Origin of the sequence: Enterovibrio coralii (assembly GCF_001559595.1) — a bacterium.
Classification (GTDB): domain Bacteria; phylum Pseudomonadota; class Gammaproteobacteria; order Enterobacterales; family Vibrionaceae; genus Enterovibrio; species Enterovibrio coralii.
Window position 1 is genome coordinate 67,757 of the sequence record NZ_LNTY01000030.1, and the last position, 21,636, is coordinate 89,392.

The window sequence follows — 21,636 nt, forward strand, 5'->3', positions numbered from 1 at the left end:
TACTTTTACAGAATGATGCACATGTGTGTATGGCGAGGGATGCGATGAAAAACGAACTAAATCCAGCCAAGCTGTTGGCGGCCTTCGAAGTGGTCATGGAAAAAGGCGAAGAAACGGAATTTGGCAAGATATATGAAGGTGTTGAAGCGGCGACAGACTACGACGGATACAACGTCTATCTGAAAGGGAATGGAGTGGAACTGCACATCGGTTTTCACAACACGTATGATCTGAAATACGATCAAACCCATCTCAGAGACAGTTTTCTGAAAAAACTCGATGCACTCGTTAAAGACACTGTGTTAGACGACCATCATTAAAAAATAGCCCGGCATTTGCCGGGCTGTTTTTATCTAGCAGTTAGTTGGACCTTATTTCATCTTCACCAAAAAGCGGGTGAAGGGGATTTTTTCCAATAAGAACACCAAACCAAACGACAGCACAATCGTCAGTGGGGCAATAAGTCCATCCTTAAGCGGCCCCTCAATGCCGAACGCGCCAAACACGTTAAACAAGGCAACCAAGGGAATAAAGTGACAAACGTATACACCCAGAACGCGTTTGCTAAGTGCAAATGTCATTGGTTTGTCTCCCCAATTCGGGTGATTTAACAGAAGACTAAACAGACCTATCGCAAGGATAGGCGTACCAATCAGAAAATCGTGGGTCGCCATCCAAGTATCATATCTTCGCAGAAACAGCCCTTCTGAGAGATACAACGCCAAGCCACCCAATAGCATCAAAGCCGCGGAGCGGTCGCTAAAGCGAATGTCGCGTCTTCGAAGTTCAAAACCGGCTACCACCATTAGCAAGCTAAAGAACGGGCCGTTTCGAGAGAAAATTGGGGCAGTACCTCCATGATTGGCTCGTAGCTGCCAGCACCCAATCCCCAAGCATACAAGCCCAAGGCGAGAGGAACGATAAGGCTCTCCTGCTTGCGCGCGATTAGGAGTGCGAGAATGGTAAGAGCAGAAAGTAATCCAGGAATGTACCAAAGGTGCACCAGACCGCCTTCAAAAAGTGTATTAAGCGGCGTTTGCAGCAAGTAGTTCCAATATCCGGTGCGTTCAGCCATAAAGCCTTGAGAAATCACGACATCAAATCGAAATGGCATCAATAAATAGATAACGCTCCACGCAAGCCAAATGGTGAAAAGAGGCTTTGCATAGCTTTTTAGCGTTTCAATGGGTGAAGAGACTAACTTTGGCTGCGCAAAGTAGCCGGTCAGCAAAAAGAAAAAGGGGACGGCGAAGCGACAGATTTGGTTGATAACATCTGACAGCAGGTTCACATTGGCACTGTAAGCGTCACCGCGTAAAGGCCCTGCGTGGATGACAATGACGGCCACAATAGCAATGAGGCGCCCCAGTTCGAGGGAAGGTATGCGCGCGGAAGGCATGAAAAAGGCTCCGGAAAATTGCGAGCAAAGCGCAATATTAAAAAAATCCGCGCACTATAAAGGAATAATGTTTTGTTGCTGAGGCATTGTTCTCGGAATTGTGAGCAAAAAGCACTATAGTCATGTCGCCGCTAAGTGGTTGGTTGAAAAAGCAACAGACAATCTCCACAAATAAAGCCAAACTTTACGCCACAATCCGGTCTACCCTTTAGATCCAAAGCCTCTCGAAGCTCTATTTCTTGGTGGCTTTTGACACACTTTGGCATGCCGGATGGCAAAAGACGAACGAACGAGCGGAGAGAAAGGCGTCAATTTGCGCAGAAATGTGTCAAAAAAAACATTGGAGTAAACTTATCTTATCTCCCTGTGTTCTACATGTTTCTTTACGCGACAACGCCTGCTATACTCCCCGCCCTGATATAAGCCAGTAATTGTTTATAGAGACGAACAATGACAGATCTAAGTAAATACAGAAACATTGGTATTTTCGCGCACGTTGATGCGGGTAAAACCACTACTACCGAGCGTATCCTGAAGCTGACCGGTCAAATCCACAAGACTGGTGAGGTTCACGATGGTGAATCTACTACCGACTTTATGGAACAGGAAGCTGAGCGTGGTATTACTATCCAGTCAGCAGCAGTAAGCTGTTTCTGGAAAGGCCACCGTTTTAACGTTATCGATACTCCGGGACACGTTGACTTCACCGTTGAAGTATACCGTTCACTGAAAGTACTTGATGGTGGTATCGGTGTTTTCTGTGGTTCTGGTGGTGTTGAGCCTCAGTCAGAAACTAACTGGCGTTATGCGAACGACTCAGAAGTTGCGCGTATCATCTTCGTAAACAAACTGGACCGTATGGGTGCAGACTTCTTCAACGTTGTTGAGCAAGTTAAAAACGTTCTGGGCGCAAACCCAGTAGTTATGACTCTGCCAATCGGCCGTGAAGATGACTTCGTTGGTGTTGTAGACATTCTGAACCGTCAAGCTTACGTTTGGGATGATTCAGGTCTGCCAGAAAACTACGAAATCAAAGAAGTTCCAGAAGACATGCTTGATCAACTGGAAGAATACCGTGAAATGATGATCGAAACTGCTGTTGAGCAAGACGATGATCTGATGATGGCTTACATGGACGGCGAAGAGCTTCTATCGAAGACATCAAGCGCTGCCTACGTAAAGGTACTCGCGACTGTTCATTCTTCCCAACTTTCTGTGGTTCTGCATTCAAAAACAAAGGTATGCAGCTGGTACTAGACGCAGTTGTTGATTACCTGCCGTCTCCAACAGAAGTTGATCCACAGCCTCTGACTGATCCAGAAACTGGTGAACCAACTGGCGAAGTAGCAACTGTTTCTGCAGACGAGCCACTGCGCGCACTGGCGTTCAAAATCATGGACGACCGTTTCGGTGCTCTGACCTTCATCCGTATCTACTCAGGTGTGATGAAGAAGGGTGACACCATCCTGAACAGCGCAACTGGTAAGACTGAGCGTATCGGCCGTATGGTTGAGATGCAAGCGAACGAGCGTAACGAACTTCAATCTGCACAAGCGGGTGACATCATCGCTGTTGTAGGTATGAAGAACGTTCAAACTGGTCACACTCTGTGTGATGTTAAGCACGAGTGTACGCTTGAGCCAATGATCTTCCCTAACCCAGTAATCTCTATCGCTGTGTCTCCTAAAGACAAAGGCGGTTCTGAGAAGATGGGTATCGCGATCGGTAAAATGGTTGCAGAAGATCCAACGTTCCAAGTTGAAACTGACGAAGAAACTGGCGAAACCATCCTGAAAGGTATGGGTGAGCTGCACCTAGACATCAAAGTTGACATCCTGAAGCGTACTTACGGTGTTGACCTGATCGTTGGTAAACCACAGGTTGCTTACCGTGAAACTATCACTCAACCAGTTGAAGATAGCTACACGCACAAGAAACAATCAGGTGGTTCTGGTCAGTTCGGTAAGATCGATTACCGCATCAAGCCAGGCGAGCAAGGCTCAGGCTTTACCTTCAAGTCAACCGTTGTTGGTGGTAACGTTCCTAAGGAATTCTGGCCAGCAATCGAGAAAGGCTTCGCAGGTATGATGGAAACTGGTCCAATGGCTGGCTTCCCAGTACTGGACGTTGAAGTTGAGCTGTTCGACGGTGGCTTCCACGCAGTTGACTCATCTGCAATCGCGTTTGAAATCGCAGCGAAAGGCGCATTCCGTCAGTCTATGCCTAAAGCGGGTCCTCAGCTTCTTGAGCCAATCATGAACGTTGACGTGTTCACTCCAGAAGACCACGTTGGTGACGTAATCGGTGACCTGAACCGTCGTCGTGGTATGATCAAAGACCAGCAAGCTGGTACTACTGGTGTTCGTATCAAGGGTGACGTACCTCTGTCAGAGATGTTCGGTTACATCGGTACCCTGCGTACTATGACTTCTGGTCGTGGTCAGTTCTCTATGGAGTTCTCACACTACGCACCATGTCCAGCGAACGTTGCTGATAAAGTAATCGCTGAGCAAAAAGAGAAAAACGCTAAGAAGTAATTCTTAACGTGAACTCTGAAGTTCAAAAAAGCCCCGAAGCGAAAGCTTCGGGGCTTTTTCTTTGTGAACGATAGACAGGGTTAATTCGGAGAGGGCTGGGTGGCGAGTTTTGCCAGCGACACCAGTGCTTTTTCCACTTTGTTTACCGACAGGCCACAGTCTTCTAAGTGGTGCCTTTCAACAAGGTAGTTTGGATTGTTGTATCCCAACCAAACGCTACCGTCCTTGTCTTCCCAAATCAGTGCCTTTTGCGGTAAATCGATACCGGCCGTTTGATTGCACACCATCATGGGAGTCCCGACTTTCGGGTTACCAAATATCACCAGTTCCGTTGGTCGAAGATCTAGCCCAGCTTTCTTCGCACCTTCACCATGATTGACTCGCGCCATCACAGTGAGACCTTTTGCTTTCGCAGCAGCGACTAAGCGATCTGCCGTGATGGGAACACTGTACTGGCTTTGCACCTGTATCATGCCCTCATGCGCGAATGCAGATAGAGAGAAAAGAGCCGCTGCGAACGTTACTAGCCGAAAGTTGACACTCATTGTCGATTCCTCGTTTTAATATGTTTTGCGTGAAACCCAAAGGTCAGGCTCAACGCACCTGCGATAACGAAACAACGGGGTTATCACTGCGGTTGAACGGCATGCCAACACATATAGACTAGCAAAAACCGACAGTTGTCACGTAAGTCGCCGATAGAGGAGACAGAGTTTGTACAACTTTCTTACAAAACTAATTTATATCCCACGCTATAAACCGAATGCACCACATCCTCATCGGCATTCGCAGCGCAGAGTTTCTTCCTGAGTTTCTTGATATGGCTGTCCACGGTTCGCTCACTGACGACGCGATGATCCTGATAAATGTTGTCCATTAGCTGCTGTCTGGAGAACACGCGACCGGGCTCGCTGGCTAACAGGTTCAGAAGGTTGAATTCGATGGCGGTCAGTTCGATATCGGCTTGATGGAACTTGGCGAGGTAGCGCTGTTCATCCAGCTCCAGCACAGGTATTGAGGAAGCCTGTTCCTGTGCGTTAGCAGGCATAATACGGCGAAGCACCGTTTTGACGCGGGCAACAACTTCGCGCGGCGAGAAAGGCTTACAGATGTAATCATCTGCACCCAATTCCAAACCAAGCAAACGGTCAATTTCTTCGATTTTAGCGGTGATCATAATGATGGGGACATCACTGCTTTGCCTGATTTCGCGGCAAATAGTTAGGCCATCTTTCACGGGCAACATCAGGTCGAGGAGAATCAAATCTGGGGCGTTTCCCAGCACCCATTCAGTGACATGTTCGCCGTCATACAACTGGCTGACCTCATGATTATCTTGTTTTAAATAATCTGCCAAAAGTTGGGAGATTTTAGGTTCGTCTTCGACGATGAGTATGTGTGGCATCCTTCCTCCACATTAGTCGTTTAACAATGGAATGGTAATGACCAGCTTTAGTCCTTTTAAGCTGGAATGGTTGGCGACAATGGTGCCATCGTGCGCCTCGACAATCTTCTTCGCGACCGCGAGCCCTAATCCCGAGCCACCTGTTAAGCGATTGCGTGAAGACTCGACGCGAAAGAGTTTCTCAAACAAGCGTGGCAGCGCGTCATCGGGAACACCTGGCGCACTGTCTTCCACTGTCAATATGGCGGAATCTGCCTCTGTAGTAAGCGATACAGCAATGCTTCCGGGTTTGTCTGTGTACTTGTCACTGTTGCTAAAAAGGTTTTCAAGAAGCTGCTGAATCCGCATTTCATCGGCATTGACCATGATGTCGCTCGAAGGGATATGAGATGTCAGGGTTAACCCTTTGGTAAGCAGCAAGGGAGATTGCTTGTCGCAAATCTGTTGGACAGATGCGGACAAATCCAGAGGGGCTAAGTTGTAGCGAATCGCACCAATGTCGGCGTTCGTTAGCTCATACAAGTCTTCAATCAAGGTTTGGAGATGCGCGACCTCTTCTTCTATCGACGCGAGCGTGGTTTTGTCCGCCGGTCTTATACCATCAATGATGGCCTCAAATTCCCCTTTGATGATGGAAAGCGGCGTCCTTAATTCATGGGCAGTGCTCGCCAACCAGTCTCTGCGGGCACTCTCAGCTTGCTTTAACGTCGCCGCCAGTTTGTTGATGTTATTCCCGAGGTTGGCAATTTCGTCACTGCCTGCAAGGTGAGTCTTGGCGTCATAGTTGCCTTGCGTCAGTTTTTCGGTGGTGCGGGCAATCTGACCCAAAGGTTTAGTGAATTGACGTGAAAAGAACAGAGCGAGAATAGAGCCGAGAATCAGTGCCATGGATGCCAAGGCGAGAAATCCGTGCTTTTGGCTTTCTGCAAACGCCACGTCATACGAGCTTTCTGGAATACGAGAGGAAGGCCAAGCAAGATTCGCTATCACCGTTCCATCAGCCTCGACAGGAATGACATTAAAATCTGGCTTGAAGGGGCCGAAGATCGACACGTTATCAATGCTCAGCAAACTGACAGGTAAGTGGTCTCTTGGGTGCGGAGGTCTACCTGGCGGACGTTGCTTGTCGGCGCGCTCTCGCATTCTTTCTCCGACGGTATCACTCTTGGGTGGTGGCCTGTGCCTTGGTGGTGGCGGACGTCTTTCCGGCTCGAATAGCCTTTCGATCATCCAATCGTTCATGCGTTCGTCGTCGAGAAGATCCCCCTCTTCTGAAAGCATCAATATCTTGCGCCAATAAAACGGCGTTTGTTCTAGAAGTTCCAAGCCGTTATTCAGGGTGTGAAAAGCCACAAGGTTCTGTGAGAGGGTTTCAAACGTCGCCGCTTCCCGCTGGTTGATGTAGCGAATAAGTCCGTTATCAAAACTCCATTGAATCGCAACGTAAAGGAGCAACAAAATAGCCCCCAAGGTAGCGATAAAGCTCAACCATAAACGGATAAACAGTGACATGTGAACTCCAAGTCGTTGACTTATACCCAAACAACATGAAGATGCTCGAATTCAGAGGTCATCAATGTGCTTAATTCGAGGCAAATTTCGCGTGGAATAGTCATTCTATTTCCGTGGAATTTAACGAAGAAGTGGGCTCATTGAAGCCTTCCCTGTGGGCGAGTTGACGGTCGTCGTGCTCTTTGTTGTCCCTTTTTGATGGAGGTGACTACACCTGCAAAGGGACGTCGCGATCACAACACCCGTTAAACTCGCTGAATGCTGCATCTTCGGGTTATTTGGGTATACAGAGAGTATATGTAGAGTGCTGTTGTTGCGAACCTTGGTTTCATAAGTTGCACAATTGATCCACATTTCTTACGCAAGACTTGCACTTTTCCCGCTTAGGCTAAAGAAAACAGCAACATTTAGGGAAAGCGCATGTTGAGTTCACTAAAAAACAATAAGAACACGATTTGGATGTCAGTTGTCATTCTGCTGAGCTTGCAAGGCTGTGGTGGTGGAGGAGGTGATGGCGACGGCAATGATTCGGTGCAGATGCAAACCGCCTCGCAATCACAACTGGATGCGATTATCAGTAACCTCAACCTTGCGATTAGCCCGACGTCAGGGCGAACCATTCCGAACATTAACGACCCCTTGCCACAATTGGGCAAAAAGCTCTTTTTCAGCAAAAGCCTGAGTGGCGATTTGGATGTTGCTTGTGCAAGCTGCCATCACCCCATGCTCGGTGGTGCTGATGCGTTAAGTCTGCCAGTGGGTGTCAATGCTGTTCAGCCTGAGGTGATGGGGGCAGGACGCGTTGATAGTGATGACTTGCCTGATGTTCCGAGAAACTCGCCAACCGTGTTCAATGTGGCTTTATGGGATACCAGTTTGTTCTGGGATTCACGTGTTGAAAGCTTGGGCAAAGAGTCGGGGCAGAATGGTGCCGCATCAGGCATCAGTACCCCGGATTCAGGCTTTGGTGTGGCCGATACCAATGCTGGAGGTAACCTTGTTACCGCTCAGGCGCGCTTCCCTGTAACCTCAGAAGAGGAAATGAAAGACACCACCTTCGAATCGGGCGAAACCAATGAATCCATCCGAGACCATTTAGCAGCCCGTATCGGTGATTTCGGTGAAGGTGCTGGTGAGCTAGCGACCAACGAATGGTTAACAGCGTTCCAAACCGCCTTTAGCAGCAGTGCTGACGCAGCAACCTTGATCACCTTCGATAATATCGCGCTTGCGTTGGCGGAATATCAGCGTTCGATGGTATTCGTTAACTCACCTTGGCAAAACTATCTGGATGGTAACACCTCTGCGCTGAGTGATGATGCAATTGAGGGGGCGATCCTCTTTTTCACCTCGGCAGCTGAAGATGGCGGTGGTTGTGTAAATTGTCACAGCGGTAGCCTGTTCAGTGACGGTCAGCAACACACGGTGGGCTTCCCACAAATTGGGCCGGGAAAAGATGTTGGCGATGATGATGATTTTGGCAGAGAGCTCATCACGGGAGATACAGATGATCGCTATCGCTTCCGCACACCCTCGCTACTCAATATTGCCGTAACAGCACCTTATGGTCATGCAGGTGCCTATGCCACCTTGGACGACGTACTTCGTCACTACAACAACCCGAGAAATACGGTGGATGACTTTTTCGATGATGACGAGTTATGCGATCTCGACCAGTTCGAAAACGTGTCTGGGTGTACAAGTTTGTATCCCGATGCTCGCCAAAACTCGTTCCGCGCCTTGAACAAACTGGATGATGAACAAGATGATGGCACTTCCTTGTTTGAAAACGTCGGTTTGAATGGCAGAGAAAGAGACCAGCTTGAAGCGTTTTTGAATGCCTTGACGGATCCTTGCGTGACGGACAGAAATTGTATGCTTCCTTGGATAGCCGATGCAGTGGCTGACAATCCCGATGATCAGGTTTTGATCGCAACGGATGTAAATGGGGTCAACTTATAACGACGAAACCCGAAACGCTCGAAGCGGTTTTCGGGGGAGTTAAAATAACGGATTTAACAATCATGCAACATCAGCGCTTGCGCATGAGGTCAGTCGCGTGATCTCGTGTGCAAGTTTTTGGGCTCCTTCCAATATTGATTTAATTGTCTTGCTTTCTGGTCATTCCGTGGCCGGGTTAAACAATATCAACGTAAAGGAAGACAATGCGAGTATTAAAATTTGCCTCAACGGTGCTGATCACCGTCGGTGTTAGTACGAGCGCGACATTGGCATGGAGCCAAACTGACCATTCAACAATTGACGTTGCTGACCATATCGCGCTGGACAAACTGATTGATGAACAAGGGTTGAGAGGTAACCCTGCGGAAGGGAGAGATCTTCCATCTATCAATGACCCTCTGGCTCAATTAGGGAAGAAGCTGTTTTTCACTAAGGGCTTGAGTGGTGATAAAGATGTGGCGTGTGTGAGTTGCCACCACCCTATGCTCGGTGGCTCTGACGAGCTGAGTCTGCCTGTCGGGGTTAATGCGAAACGCCCAGAAGTATTGGGTGTTGGGCGTGTCGACGAGGACGGTTTGCCCGATGTCCCGCGTAACAGTCCGACAGTGTTTAACTTGGGACTTTGGGACACCACGCTTTTCTGGGATTCTCGTTTGGAAAGCATGGGTCAAGAGCCCGGACAAAACGGTGCTGCTTCCTCGATCAGTACACCCGATAGCGGGTTAGGTGTTGCCGATCCGCTGGCTGGGCCAAATCTCGCAACAGCCCAAGCACGTTTTCCTGTGACTTCGCAGGCTGAAATGCGTGACACCACATTTGAGGCGGGAAGCCGAAACGAAGCGGTGCGTCAGCATTTGGCGGCGCGTTTAGGGGATTATGGCATTGGTGAAGGCGAGTTGGCGGTAAACAACTGGCTGGCCGAATTTCAAAAAGCGTTCAATCTGGTTGCTGATGCACAAACCCTCATCACTTACGAAAATATTGCACTGGCGATTGGTGAATATGAACGCTCAATGGTGTTTGTGAACTCGCCGTGGCAGCAATATGTTGACGGCAACCGCAACGCGCTTAGTGCGGACGAGATTGCAGGCGCGACACTCTTTTTAACCCGTGCTGAAATGGGCGGGGCAGGGTGTGCAAACTGTCACTCTGGCACCTTCTTTACCGACGGTGAAACACATGCGATTGGCTTTCCTCAAATCGGTGTAGGCAAGGGTGTGGTTAACGATGATGACTTTGGTAGAGAAATGGCAACGGGCAACAGCGAAGAGCGTTACCGTTTCCGAACGCCAGGATTGCTAAATGTAGAAGTAACCAAGCCTTATGGCCATGCGGGTGCGTATCAAACGCTTAAGGATGTCGTTGACCATCACGTTAATCCGACAGAAGCGGTGAAAGCCTACTTTGCGAAGGGCGGTTGGTGTGCGCTACCGCAATTTGAAGGTCTGGCAGATTGTGAGAATGCGTATCCTCACGCGGTTGAAAACACCAAGCTTGCGGTAGAGAAAACAGAGCTTGAAAGGGCATTTGCGATCTCCAAGCTGCCTTATATTTGGTTGAGTGAGAAAGAACGCTGGCAGTTGGTCGCTTTCCTAGAAGCCCTGACTGACCCTTGTGTGAAAGATCGCACGTGTATGTCACCGTGGATTGCTGATGAAAGCGATGACGTTGACAACCTGTTGCTTATCGCGACAGATGTCAACGGTACACCGCTTTAGAAAAAGCGTTAAGGAATTGGCAACGGAAACGGCATCGGTCGCCAATATCTAAATGAAAACGTAAGGTGCGGATGGCATGCTTCTGCTGCTATCTGCGCCTTCTGTTTTTCTGCATCTGTCATGGGTCTCGCCTTAAAGGGAGAGGCACTTTCTTGATGGAATATCTCATCGATAATGCCCACATCACAGGGCAATGCTTCGATGTAACGTTGAACCGTTGCCTTGGGCAGCGCACCTGTGCCTCTGCCGTTTTGAAGCCAAACCTTTACACCTGTTTGCTGAATGGAGGAAATCCAAGCTGCAAATGTCTCTGGTGGCATCACACCATTGATGAACACACTGATCGCGACCGGATGCGTCGTGTTATCCGCAAAACGTCTCAGCGCGTGATTCAGGTGGTGTTGAGAGGCTGTTGTCTGGAAATAGTAGTCAGATAGCTCAAACGGGAGGTAAAGCCCAGCGACTCGCTCGCGTCTGGTGTCAAGCCAAGTTGTCCATGCTGACAGGGTCTCTTCGTTTTTGCTAAGCAAAGCGTCTAGGTAGAGGCGTTGCTCATCCGCAGGCACATCAATGGCGGAAAAGTATTCAGGGTCGGAATAGAGGCCAAACCATACGGGGCTTTGTTTCATCCACAGATCTAAGCGAGACGCAAGCCATCCGTGCTCGCCGCCAAAGGTTTCATCTCCGAACTGTGTCCACTGCACAACGGCAGAGGACACACCTTGCTCATGAAGATAGTGAGTGTTTGCTTTCCATTTAACCTCACTCAACGCCTTGTCCATGTTCAGTGGCTGATAAAACAGGGCATCGCTATGTGCCGCCTGACTAAGGCTAGTAGTGCCAGTAGAAGCGGAGCATAAAGGCATTGTCTTTGTTGGAGTTTGGATAGTAATCGCTGTCGATAATGTGCTGCCACTCTAAATCAATCTCCACGTCATGGTTATAGCCACTGTATTTATTGTAATCCCAGGCACTTAGCCAGCCCACGCCCAGGCCGGCACGCAAGTCTTTGCGGTGGGTATCGTCTGGGTTGTCGTCATCCATGTCTTGATCGTGCTGAACAAAACCGTAAGCGCGCAGGCGTTGTTGGTTTTGCTCAATCCAAGGAAACACAGGTCCGCCTTCGTAGCGGCCAAATAGCAGGGTTTGGTTTTCATCAAGGTATTTAAAGGCATCTAAATAGAGGCTTTGATACCACCAATAGTCACTGTTGACGCGCCAACCTTTGCCGTAGTCGAAACCAGCCAGTACATCGCCGTATGCACGGATGTAGGCGTCGCTTTCAAATCCGCCTTTTACTGTTTGTCTAAAGCCCATCGCGAGATTAAAGTCTGTTTGTTCGAAAGGCCGCCAAGACAAACCGATGTCATATTCTCGTTGATCGAAGGGGTCGCTCTCACCAGAAGATAGCCAAGCAAGCTTGAAGGTCAGGGACTTCTCTCCATTGCTGTGTCTGAGAATATCTTTGGATGCTTCTGCAAGCAGGAACCAGCTTTGGTTCTCTGGGCGCAGCGCACTGGATGCATTTCGCGTATCGTTACCTAACGTACTACTCAGGCTGAATTGCCAATCGTGATCGGCTGTCTTAAAACCACTTTGAAGGTAATGCAGAGTTTCAGGGCTATCTTTGTCGTCAAGATGGTCAATCGCCTTCACATACATGTCCTTGGCTTTTGACGATTCACCCAGTCGCGAATACCCCAACGCCAACTGACGTTCTGCTTGCACTTTTTGCTCCGCATTCAAATCGGGCATGGCTTGCTCCAACAGCGATACCGCACGCTTCGGGTCTTGTTCGAAGAGTGTGTAGGCAAGCTCTGCTTTGACAATACCCATCTCTGGGTGCTGCTGAATTTCGCTTTCATAAAACGCGATCAGGCTTTTGGTGTCACCCAAGGTTTTATAAAGAATTGGGTATTCAGCATCAAGATACTCTGAATGAAACAGCGTACTCGCCGTATCCAACCTCAGACGAGCGGCTTCGAAATGGTGCAAGCGAATAGCGGTATCTATGCCGAGCAACCACCAGTTCAAGTTGTCCTCAAGCTTTGCCGCTTTCCAATACTTTTCGGCATTGTCGTAGCCACCTAATGCATAGTAGGTGCGTCCGATCTGCAATTTAATATTGGGCGTCTGTTGGTTTTCTGGAATAAGCAGCCAGTAACTTAGGGCTTTTTCCTGTTGGCCAAGATAACTGTATATGTAGCCGTAGTAGAGTGTGTCTAATTCACTGGGTTTTAGAGCGTGTGCTTTGTTGAGATACGCCAATCCCCGTTCAGGTTCGTCCTCATAAATACAGAAACCCAACACTCGATATTCAAAGCTTGTCGTGGGATGAGTGATATTTTTTGTGACAACGTCACATGCGTCGTATTTTGCCCATAGCTCTGCCAATGCCAACGACGAGATATCGTGGCCTTTGAACATGGTGATGTCTGACGCGACAAAGTACTCAGGATGGTGGTAGTAGAGGTTTAGAAGACGATCGAGTTGTATCTCACGCTCTTTTTCGCTGCGAAGCTTTGGCAGAGAGTCTCGCACCAAACGAATGGCTTTTTGTGCACCGAGGTGCTCGATTGCAAGCGTGCTCGCCGTGTTCAGTGCCTCGGTATCTCCTGTTCTCAGAAACAGCTGATACCAGGTATCAATTGCTTCCGGGTAGGCTTTGGTGCGCTGATAGGCAATGGCCAAAAGCTTAATTTCCTTAAGCTGGCGCGTTCCCTTTAGCAAAGCAATCTGCTTTTGATACTGATGCTTGCGGTTGTAGAGGTTGGCAAGGATCGAACGACGAAGTGATGCAGCCTCCGGTGACTTAAATCGCTGTGACTCAATGGCACTGACCATATTGATCTTCTCAGCAAGGAACAGCCAATTCTTGGGATTCTCGCTGACATTGCATCCTGCGAGCGTGCTCTTTGCCTTCGCGCGTTGGTCTAGCTTCAGGTATAAATCTGCCGTCGACAGACAATCCACACCTGCCATCTCTGAGTAATCCAGTGCCTTCTCAAAGTCTTTGTCTTTGATGGCAAGCTCAAAGCTCTTTTTGTAATCCGCATCTGACAGAGGATGATGCTCGGCAAGCCACGCATACTGTTCACGTGCTTCAGCAACGTTGTTGTCGTTAACCAGATTTTCGATGTGTTGGCGAACAATCGCTTCGCTACTTTTGGCTTTTGGTGACGCATTCGCGATGGCTAGTGCGCTGTCGACATCGGCTTTTGCAAGATAGCTAAGGCCGAGCAATGCCGTTTGGTGCTCAGGCAAGTCTTGCTGTGTCGCGACTTTCGAGAGCGTGTCAGTGACATGATCATATCGCTTCAGTTCAAATGCGGTTTCAGCTTCAAACGTCAACACATCGAGGGATTTAAGCTTTGTTGGCAAAGACATTGCCCAAGCCAGTGCTTCATCTTCCCCGTCGATTTTTTCGAGGTGATACAGGTAGCTAAGCACCAGCTTTTGTTGTTCTTCCAGCGTTAAACCTTTCAGCAAAGGGGTGAGCTCGGCTTGAGTTAATACGCCAGCCTTGCTGATTTGTTGCTGACGCAACGACAGCAACATGCCTTCCCTTTCATCTTTGGGAATGTTCTGCAACACACGCGCGGCTTCGCTGTAATCACCCGCTTTGGTCAACAAGCTGTATTGGAAGCGTTGAAAAGGCAAATGCTCCGGCGCCACATGCAGGGCTTTTTCAACTTCATCTTCAGCTGCGGAGAACTGTTTCTCTCTCTCAAGTTGATACGCTTTGTTGATGTAGGGGTAAGTGCGAAATTCATCGAACTCACTGAGCCCCTGCATGATCTCGCTGGTCGCGTGTGCATTGACCGACACCAACAGAGCGGCGATGGCTGTTTTTGAATACTTCATCAGGCTTTCACCGCTACGTTAAGGAAGTTAGCCAAAGGCTGTTGTTGCGCTTGCTGCGCCAATGCCCAATTCAGTTGGTCTTCGGTGATATAGCCGTGTTCTTTGAGAAATTCACCGAATTTCATGGCCGGAGAATAATCGTAGTTAATGAGAGCCTGATTGAGAACGGCTGGCTCCAGCAGCTTTTCTGCTACTAGCAACATGCCAAGCGGCTGTTGAGAGACCAGGTATTTATCCAAATGTTGTTTGACCTGCTCACTCGTAACACCTTGCTTCTCTGTTTGTTCTAACATTGGTCGGTAATCGGCATTGGTATCATTCATGTAGTGATAGCGGATGCCCAGCGTCACTAAGCCCTGCTCGACAATACGATAAGACACGAACTTGCCTGTTTGGCGTTGAATGGCGGCTAGGGCGACGGGTGATACTTGAGATTCGGCAGCTAAAACCAACTTGTCTTTGGTTTTGCTGAGGGGAAATACCATGTACTTCAATGCCAACGTTGAAGGAAAATTGGCGATCAAATCGGCGTCAACAGCAAAGGGATCAAAAGTGTCAAACTTGGCACCCGCTTGTTGTGCGATTGCCTGACTGACGGCCTCATTGGAAACATACCCTTCGCGCACCAGAAACGCACCTAGGCGCATGTTTGGTGGCAGATGCAACAATGCATCGTCTAAACGCGTTTCGCTGATGGCACCTTGCTCGATAAGGATCTGACCCAATGGCGTTCGACGGTTGTCATCAATCACAGGGAAGTCATGGGTGGTTTTATCCCATGCCACACGGCGAGGGTCGCCTTGTGCAATCACCTGTTTTACCGCGCGCATGTTTGCAGCGAAATTGATGACATTGCCCCAAACAACACGGGGAAGTGACATCAGCCCCTGAAACAGCCCGTAGTACTGTGTCACGAAGATAAAACGCTGGGTCATGCGGTTGAGGAAAAAGAACGCGTTGGCAAAAATGAAGAATCTCACAACGGGATCGTTGTTAAAAATAGACAGGAACTGGTAGCTGTCTTTGACGAAAAACTGGTAGCCAGCAATCATCAGAAGGTGCAGGAAGATAAGCGTCGCAAGAAATGCGATGGTGTTTGAGATGACTCCACGCCTGTCACGCCACAGGAAGTAATTTATCTTCCAGTCTTTACTCCAGCTGTGGTTTTTCATGCCCTGAAACACGATACCGATGATCCAGCGGCTCTTTTGCCTCACGGCGGTTGAAAAGGTTGCAGGGAAATACTCGCGCACACAAATGTAGCGCGAAGCGCGATCACCGATGCCAAACGCAGACTCTTTTAAAATGGCTTCCTTTGGCATGGCAGGGAACTGCACGAAAATCTCGTTGAGTCCCCACTGCTTGAGGCGAAAGCCAATATCGTAGTCTTCAGTAAGGGATTGCACATCGAACGGCAAGCCGTCACCTTCTTTCAATAGCTTCAAGATGGCTTTTCGGCTGAAACAGGTGCCAACCCCAGCACTGGGTACTTGTCCCGCGAGCGCTTCGCGAACCACAACGTCTTTGCCGTGTGTTTCGGCAAATTCATCCAGATAGTGTGCTGGCGTGAATTGACACCATTTGCGCGCATAGGGGTAGACGGGCAATTGGATCAAATCTTTGCTTGGCAGCAAAAAGTTAAAAAGGCGCAGCTCCATCGGAGAAAGCACGTCTTCGGCATCATGAAGAATAAAGCCAGAGAACGTAATCTTCGCTTTCTCTTCAAACGCGACAATCGATGCCACGACGTTATTGAGACAATCGGCTTTACTGGTTGGCCCCGGACGCGCACAGACCACTTTGTGAACATTGCTGTATTGCGCGCAAACGGCATCCACATCTGCTTGTGTCTGGGGATCGTTGGGATAAGTGCCAACAAAAATCTGATAGTTCTCGTAGTCGAGGGTCTTCGCGGCTAACTCGGCCATCTTTCCGATGACCCCTACCTCTTGCCAAGCCGGCACCATGATCGCCAGTGGCTGCTCTTTCTTGGCAAAAAGCTGGTTAGGGTCGACGCGTCCGTTTTTACGATACACGGTGAGCTTGCGATAAAAACGACGTACCAGTAATAGCCGTCCAGCATCAAGTCATCAAGCCGAAAATGAACAGGCCGATCATCAAAACCAAGGTGATGTATTTCAGGCCGTAAAGATAAATCAAAAAGCCATCAAGGAAGCTCATTCAAAAGCTCCTTGATGTCATGGGCGATGGCTTCTGCGGCCGTACCGTCACCAAATGGGTTGGTGAAAAACGAAGACTGTCGGGCGAGCAACTCTTCTGCGGCATCCAGTATCCGGTTTGTGTCGTTGGCACCTGCGAGAATCGCAATACCAATGTCGCAGGCCTCTGGACGCTCCGTTGTTTCTCTTAGCACCACGACAGGCACTTGGTACGTTGGTGCCTCTTCTTGAATGCCGCCAGAGTCGGTCAGCACCAATGCGGCATTTGCCAGTGTCTGCTGCAGTTCGAGATAACCCATCGGTTCGCTGATCTCAATATTGTCTCGAGAGGCGAGATGCTGCTTAACCTGAGACAACACGGCGGGATTGGGATGCGTGGCAAACACGAAGGTTAAATTAGGGTGTCGCTCAGCGAGTGCATTGACCGCGTTACAAATCACAGCCAAGTTTTGCCAATTCTCACGTCGGTGAGCAGTGACCAGCACTAGCTCTTTGTCTTCTGATTGTTCAACTTTGTTTGATGAATCAAGTAGTGCTGGGCATCAATGACGGTGTTGCCCGTAGTGAGGATTTGGTCGGGATTGACGCCTTCTGACAGCAAGGCCGAGAGTGCGCGAGGCGTAGGCGGATAATGACGGCTGGCGATGGTCGCGACTTGCTTGCGGTTCGCTTCTTCTGGGAAAGGGTGGAAAAGATTGCCTGAGCGAAGTCCGGCTTCGACGTGGGCAATGACGGGTATTTGTTGGTAAAAAGCGGCTTGGGCAGCGGCGAGGGTTGAGCTTGTGTCTCCATGAACGAGAACACATTTGGGTTTGTCTTGTGTGATGACTTTGCTTAACTGCGCGAGAAGGCCGGCGCAGAGGGAGGAGAGGTCATCCGCCTCGGGTCGCTTTAACGTGATATCAGGCGTGATATCAAAGTGCTTGAAGGCTTGGTCTGCGAGCGTGTCGTGTTGACCGGAGTGGCACCAACGTACGGAAATGTCGTTATTTTTAAGTGCGTGGTAGACAGGTGCCATTTTTATAACTTCTGGGCGTGTGCCTGTCACGATTAGGGCGTGATATTCCATAGCTGAGGTGCTCTTACTACTGCAACAATCTGTGGGTATTACTTGCAGTTTCAGACGAATTACACAGTCGTTGTGTCTCATTCACTGAAATCTGGCGACGTCCTAATAGTTGAGCGAGGGTTGAAATAGCGGTTTACTACATTTCAAATTGCAAAAATATTGGACGCATATCACATAATATAGAGATATGCGCAAGATAGTAACACGTTAATTAGGTTGCAAGGTGAGAGTGTCTGTAAGCCGGAATTTACAAAGTGGCTTACGGTGTGAGTAAAAATTAACCTGATTGCGCGTGCGGTGCGCAATCAGGTTAGATGTAGCAGCTACGGGTTTTCAACCGTGAGTTGGTTCAGCAAAGAGGGGAATCCCCACCCATCGAGGCCAACAACAACAGTGTTACCCGTGAGATATTGATAGATTGTGGGTGACAGCGAGCCGTTAACTGCTGTATCAATCCGTTTCGTTGCATTGACTGGCGTTCCCCAAAATCCAATAAACGCATCTTTCTCATGGAAGTGTTCACCAGCGTGACGACCAGGTACTTTGGTGTTGTACCCGATTCCTTGCGCAGGGAAGAGGTTGATGGTGCCCGCTCTGTCTTCGTCGTAAAGGTGTGCTAACTGATTGACGCTGTCAGGCCTTGGCGTCAACCGCGTCAACTGACGCCATTGGTCTTCGTTACACCAAGTGTCAGAGGCGGCACTTTCAGGAATGTCCATACAGCGAGCCAACAAGGATAACTTCTCTGCTTTCAGTGAATCGGATTGAGGAGCGACGTAAGGATTTTGCTCGTAAAGGTCGAGAAGGACAGGTTGTGCTCCTCCTTTGGCAAAATAACGGGCGTGTTCGCCTTTTCTTTCAATAAACTCATCCACGCGTTTTCCGTCTCGTTGACCCACCAAACGCAGCGTACATTGTTCAATGCTGCAATCTGTCTCGCGTAAGGCTAAATAGTCCAGGCTGTCACCCAATCGATTTACAGTTTCATGCACGATGTCGATAGCAGGGTCGTCCGCTTTCGATGACAAGGGCTTCCAGAACGTCAGTTCATGGAATAGGGGCTGGGTGGCCCATCCTCGCGTCGAGTTGAACAAGTCCATCATATAATTGCCGCCCGCGGTGGAAGCGACAATGATGTCGATACCGCGATTGCTCGGATAGCGGAAAGCATGGGTGATTTTGGGGCCTTCCCCTTCATCCGAGGAAATTTTACGCACGATTGGCGTGATGCCGTAATCCTTGCTCAGTCCAGCGAACACCTCTTTTTCGGGACTGACGATGTAGTGGATAGCGTCAAACCATGGTCGCCTGCCATGCCCCAAAGTACCTGATCGTAAACGCCAGCATCTTGATAAACGCTTTCCATGCGTCCCAGCCAATAGTCCAAACGGTTCAGCTCACCGGTTGGCGCAAGAATCTCATCGGCGAATGGACCGGTGAAATGTGCAAAGTGATCCGCCCACGGATTGTAAGCCAGCACATAGTCAGGCAAGCCTTTTTGTGATTTCTCCGCATACCCTTTTAGCTGATCTTCTATGGCTAAACGCTTGGTGTAACGGGTAACGGGAGACCAGACGGAAATGTCTTGATAGTTTTGGATCTCTTGAACAAGTTGTTCGCGCTGTTTTCGAAGGGCGGCCTCTTCTTTGCCGCGCCTGTCGAGATCGTTCAAGCAACGTTGTTCACCAAAATCGCGAATCGCTTCACCAAGACCAAGGTTTAACAGCGGATCATAACTGGACTGAGCGTACCAATCATATTGCGCGTTGCAGTTTAGCGTGACCATAGGAACAAGGCGTTCAAACTGCGATTTGGCACCATTGCCGTCAAACAATGGGTCGAGTTGCAAGGCATCGTTTCCAAAGAAGTAGTAGGCACGATCTTGCTTACGGTCGACGAAATGGAAGTTTGGAATGCCCGTACCGCCTTCACCCGCCACGTTCGCGCCCGTTTTTACGATGGGAAGGTTACGTACGCTGATAGTGGGCGTGGTAGAAACGCCATATTCGACAACGCCGTTGCGGTCGGTATCGTAGAGCTTTCTGAAAAAGGGCAGATAGCGAGGGTCATCAAACGGCGTCTCCGCGACTTGGTACAAAAAGCGGTTGTCTGGCATGACATTGGTGGTGGTCGTTTCGTTGATCGAGGGGGCAAAGCTTTCTGCACTCAGCTCGTCGATTTTAACCTGTTGCAAGAAAGGAGACGGTTTCTTGCTCACCAAACCCTGCATCAAGCCTTGTTGCAGGCCGTCTACCACCACTTGAACTGCCAAGGGGCGAGTGTCTTGATAGCGAAGGTACTCGAGCACTTGGCTTGGGTCGTCTTTCAACGTTTTTGTGAGCCAACTTCCAACGGCTTCAGATTTGGCTTTATCGAGCAAAAATTGTCGATAGCCTTTCAGCACATTGAGTCGAACAAAATCGATTAGGCTTATAGTAATGGCCTGCGCTTGGTTGTTCTCCTTATCCTGATTTTCCGGCTTGCCATCATCGATCACCCGTAAAATCGCGTATTTGATGTCGCCTTCTTCGAGGCTGTCACTGTATTGGGTGAGAAGCTGGATAAGGATGTTTTGCACCGTCGCGACGGTTTCTTTGTCCGCAGGGCTGTCCGTGAGGTATTGATATTGGTCGGGCAGTTCGTTGCCATAGAGTAGCTTGTCTTTGCCAAACAACGCGTCATAAAGGGTGACAAGCATTGCGATGAATTGGCGGTTGATGATCGCTGCTTCGGTATCGGCGTCTTCGCTGGCCGTCTCGCTATTTTTCTTTAATGAATCGCTGTTTTGTTCCAATGAAAAGAGCGTATGTTGCCAGTTTTTCAGTTCAGACTCGGAGAAGGTATCGAGCAAATAGCCTTTAAAAATGTCCTCGTTAACGATTTCACCCGTGTACTTGTCATAGAAACTGTAAAGCAAATGACCAAGCTGAATGGAGTACACGGGGTTTGAAAGCTGTGCAATCACACGCGCTTTAACATCGGCCTCGAGCGGTAAGGTGAGAACCAATGCATCTAAGGTTACGCCACCGACCGTAAACAAGGCAGCATCTCGCGCAGTCACTGCACTAAATTCCATTGTCTGGAAAAGGTTCGAGAAAGCGAGTTGGCTGGTGTTATACACCGCACCGATGAGCGGCGTGCTGCCAATGTCTTGCGCATAAACAGCGGGCGCAACAGCGAGAGCGACGGAAAGCGCGAGTGCACCTTGTTTGACCGATAGTCTTGTCATGAATTGTCGAGTATGAATTGTTGGCAGGTGAGCAAAGCTTACAAGACACGGTCAAAGAGAAAAGGGAAGTGATGCGGAAATGTGCAGTCACTCCCCCTCTCAATGTGGGTTAATCACCATAGTGCGTAGCTAAATAAACCAGCACTTTTTCATGATCTTCTGGTTCGAGTGGGTCCATGCCTTGCTCGTCCACCATCCATTCTAGGGTTTCATCCCAACTCTCTTTGCTGAGGCCTTGTTGCACTACCAAATGAAGTGAATGGCAGGACGAACAAGAGGCGGCAACCAGTGCCATATTGTCGTCAGGCACGAGAATTCCGTCACCAAGGGGTTTTACCTCAACCGCCGATTCGGAAGCATACCAGTTGGCAGGAATGTCGTTTTTGGTCGCCAGCCAAGCAATGATGGCTTTTCGCGCATCGGGGTTTTCGACGCCCGGAAAGACCATGTTTGTGCCGGGAGCAAAGGTGCTGGGCGAAGCGAGAAAGGCATCAAGCGACGCCTCATCCCAACTGCCGCTTTGCGCTTTTAGTGCATCGCTGTAACCAAAGCCGGGGAAAGAGGCGATGTTACGCTCCGCAATTCCCCACAAAGGCGGTCCTACAATCGCAATACCATCTGGCGTAACCTGATGGCAGGCCTTGCAAACGGCGGCTTGTTGCTCACCGGTTTCAACCAATGATTCACTCGCGCTTATCGAAAACGCGCAGATACTCGCCGCGACACCCGCCACGACGAGACGTAGTTTGGACACCTGCATG

Annotated in this window: 10 protein-coding genes and 4 pseudogenes; 4 read left to right on the top strand and 10 right to left on the bottom strand. The window is 49.3% G+C overall.

What is annotated here, in order from left to right; all coding sequences use genetic code 11:
• The first annotated feature begins 44 nt into the window (after positions 1–44).
• Positions 45–320, top strand: a complete 276-nt coding sequence (locus ATN88_RS09725) for a DUF3081 family protein (protein WP_067414804.1) — start codon at positions 45–47, stop codon at positions 318–320.
• A 51-nt stretch (positions 321–371) separates the two neighbouring features.
• On the opposite strand, the pseudogene ATN88_RS28875 reads toward ATN88_RS09725, so the two are convergent.
• Positions 372–1,399 (bottom strand): annotated as a pseudogene (locus ATN88_RS28875) (acyltransferase).
• A 450-nt stretch (positions 1,400–1,849) separates the two neighbouring features.
• Here ATN88_RS28875 and fusA point away from each other — a divergent pair.
• A pseudogene (fusA, locus tag ATN88_RS09735) lies at positions 1,850–3,936 on the top strand (elongation factor G).
• Between the two features lie 80 nt (positions 3,937–4,016).
• On the opposite strand, the gene ATN88_RS09740 reads toward fusA, so the two are convergent.
• The 3 genes from ATN88_RS09740 to ATN88_RS09750 form a co-directional block, all read right to left on the bottom strand.
• A complete protein-coding gene (locus ATN88_RS09740; RefSeq protein WP_067414806.1) occupies positions 4,017–4,481 on the bottom strand; it encodes a DUF302 domain-containing protein in 465 nt (154 codons plus the stop codon).
• 182 nt (positions 4,482–4,663) lie between these two features.
• Positions 4,664–5,341 (bottom strand): response regulator, encoded by a 678-nt coding sequence (locus ATN88_RS09745; RefSeq protein ID WP_067414809.1) that lies wholly within the window; start codon positions 5,339–5,341, stop codon positions 4,664–4,666.
• Between the two features lie 12 nt (positions 5,342–5,353).
• The gene (locus ATN88_RS09750; RefSeq protein WP_067414812.1) at positions 5,354–6,853 is read right to left on the bottom strand and encodes an ATP-binding protein; all 1,500 of its coding nucleotides are present in this window, start codon (positions 6,851–6,853) and stop codon (positions 5,354–5,356) included.
• A 420-nt stretch (positions 6,854–7,273) separates the two neighbouring features.
• On the opposite strand from ATN88_RS09750, the gene ATN88_RS09755 reads away from it, so the two are divergent.
• Positions 7,274–8,815: a cytochrome-c peroxidase gene (locus ATN88_RS09755; protein WP_067414816.1), complete on the top strand. Its 1,542-nt coding sequence runs from the start codon at positions 7,274–7,276 to the stop codon at positions 8,813–8,815.
• A gap of 203 nt (positions 8,816–9,018) precedes the next feature.
• Positions 9,019–10,533, top strand: coding sequence for a cytochrome-c peroxidase (locus tag ATN88_RS09760; protein WP_067414819.1), 1,515 nt, complete (start codon positions 9,019–9,021; stop codon positions 10,531–10,533).
• A gap of 8 nt (positions 10,534–10,541) precedes the next feature.
• Here the strand turns inward: ATN88_RS09760 and ATN88_RS09765 are convergent, their stop codons facing one another.
• From ATN88_RS09765 to ATN88_RS09790, 6 genes and pseudogenes are all read right to left on the bottom strand, one after another.
• Complete coding sequence (locus ATN88_RS09765) at positions 10,542–11,399, bottom strand: DUF4434 domain-containing protein (RefSeq protein ID WP_157490691.1); 858 nt, start codon at positions 11,397–11,399, stop codon at positions 10,542–10,544.
• A complete protein-coding gene (locus tag ATN88_RS09770; protein WP_067414826.1) occupies positions 11,365–14,397 on the bottom strand; it encodes an NfrA family protein in 3,033 nt (1,010 codons plus the stop codon). The genes ATN88_RS09765 and ATN88_RS09770 overlap by 35 nt, the downstream gene beginning before the upstream one ends.
• The gene (locus tag ATN88_RS09775; RefSeq protein ID WP_232313049.1) at positions 14,397–16,433 is read right to left on the bottom strand and encodes a glycosyl transferase family protein; all 2,037 of its coding nucleotides are present in this window, start codon (positions 16,431–16,433) and stop codon (positions 14,397–14,399) included. The genes ATN88_RS09770 and ATN88_RS09775 overlap by 1 nt, the downstream gene beginning before the upstream one ends.
• Positions 16,434–16,564: 131 nt before the next feature.
• Positions 16,565–17,727, bottom strand: a pseudogene (gene wecB / locus ATN88_RS09780) (non-hydrolyzing UDP-N-acetylglucosamine 2-epimerase).
• Between the two features lie 242 nt (positions 17,728–17,969).
• Positions 17,970–20,722: pseudogene (locus tag ATN88_RS09785) on the bottom strand (alkaline phosphatase family protein).
• Positions 20,723–20,984: 262 nt separating this feature from the next.
• A complete protein-coding gene (locus tag ATN88_RS09790; protein ID WP_067414829.1) occupies positions 20,985–21,635 on the bottom strand; it encodes a c-type cytochrome in 651 nt (216 codons plus the stop codon).
• Between the last annotated feature and the right edge of the window lies 1 nt (position 21,636).

What these genes read in the sequence shown, in the direction of transcription:
- ATN88_RS09725 (WP_067414804.1), top strand. Translation starts at nt 45, where the DNA reads ATGAAAAACGAACTAAATCCAGCCAAGCTGTTGGCGGCCTTCGAAGTG.
- ATN88_RS09740 (WP_067414806.1), bottom strand. Translation starts at nt 4,481, where the DNA reads ATGAGTGTCAACTTTCGGCTAGTAACGTTCGCAGCGGCTCTTTTCTCT.
- ATN88_RS09745 (WP_067414809.1), bottom strand. Translation starts at nt 5,341, where the DNA reads ATGCCACACATACTCATCGTCGAAGACGAACCTAAAATCTCCCAACTT.
- ATN88_RS09750 (WP_067414812.1), bottom strand. Translation starts at nt 6,853, where the DNA reads ATGTCACTGTTTATCCGTTTATGGTTGAGCTTTATCGCTACCTTGGGG.
- ATN88_RS09755 (WP_067414816.1), top strand. Translation starts at nt 7,274, where the DNA reads ATGTTGAGTTCACTAAAAAACAATAAGAACACGATTTGGATGTCAGTT.
- ATN88_RS09760 (WP_067414819.1), top strand. Translation starts at nt 9,019, where the DNA reads ATGCGAGTATTAAAATTTGCCTCAACGGTGCTGATCACCGTCGGTGTT.
- ATN88_RS09765 (WP_157490691.1), bottom strand. Translation starts at nt 11,399, where the DNA reads ATGCCTTTATGCTCCGCTTCTACTGGCACTACTAGCCTTAGTCAGGCG.
- ATN88_RS09770 (WP_067414826.1), bottom strand. Translation starts at nt 14,397, where the DNA reads ATGAAGTATTCAAAAACAGCCATCGCCGCTCTGTTGGTGTCGGTCAAT.
- ATN88_RS09790 (WP_067414829.1), bottom strand. Translation starts at nt 21,635, where the DNA reads ATGCAGGTGTCCAAACTACGTCTCGTCGTGGCGGGTGTCGCGGCGAGT.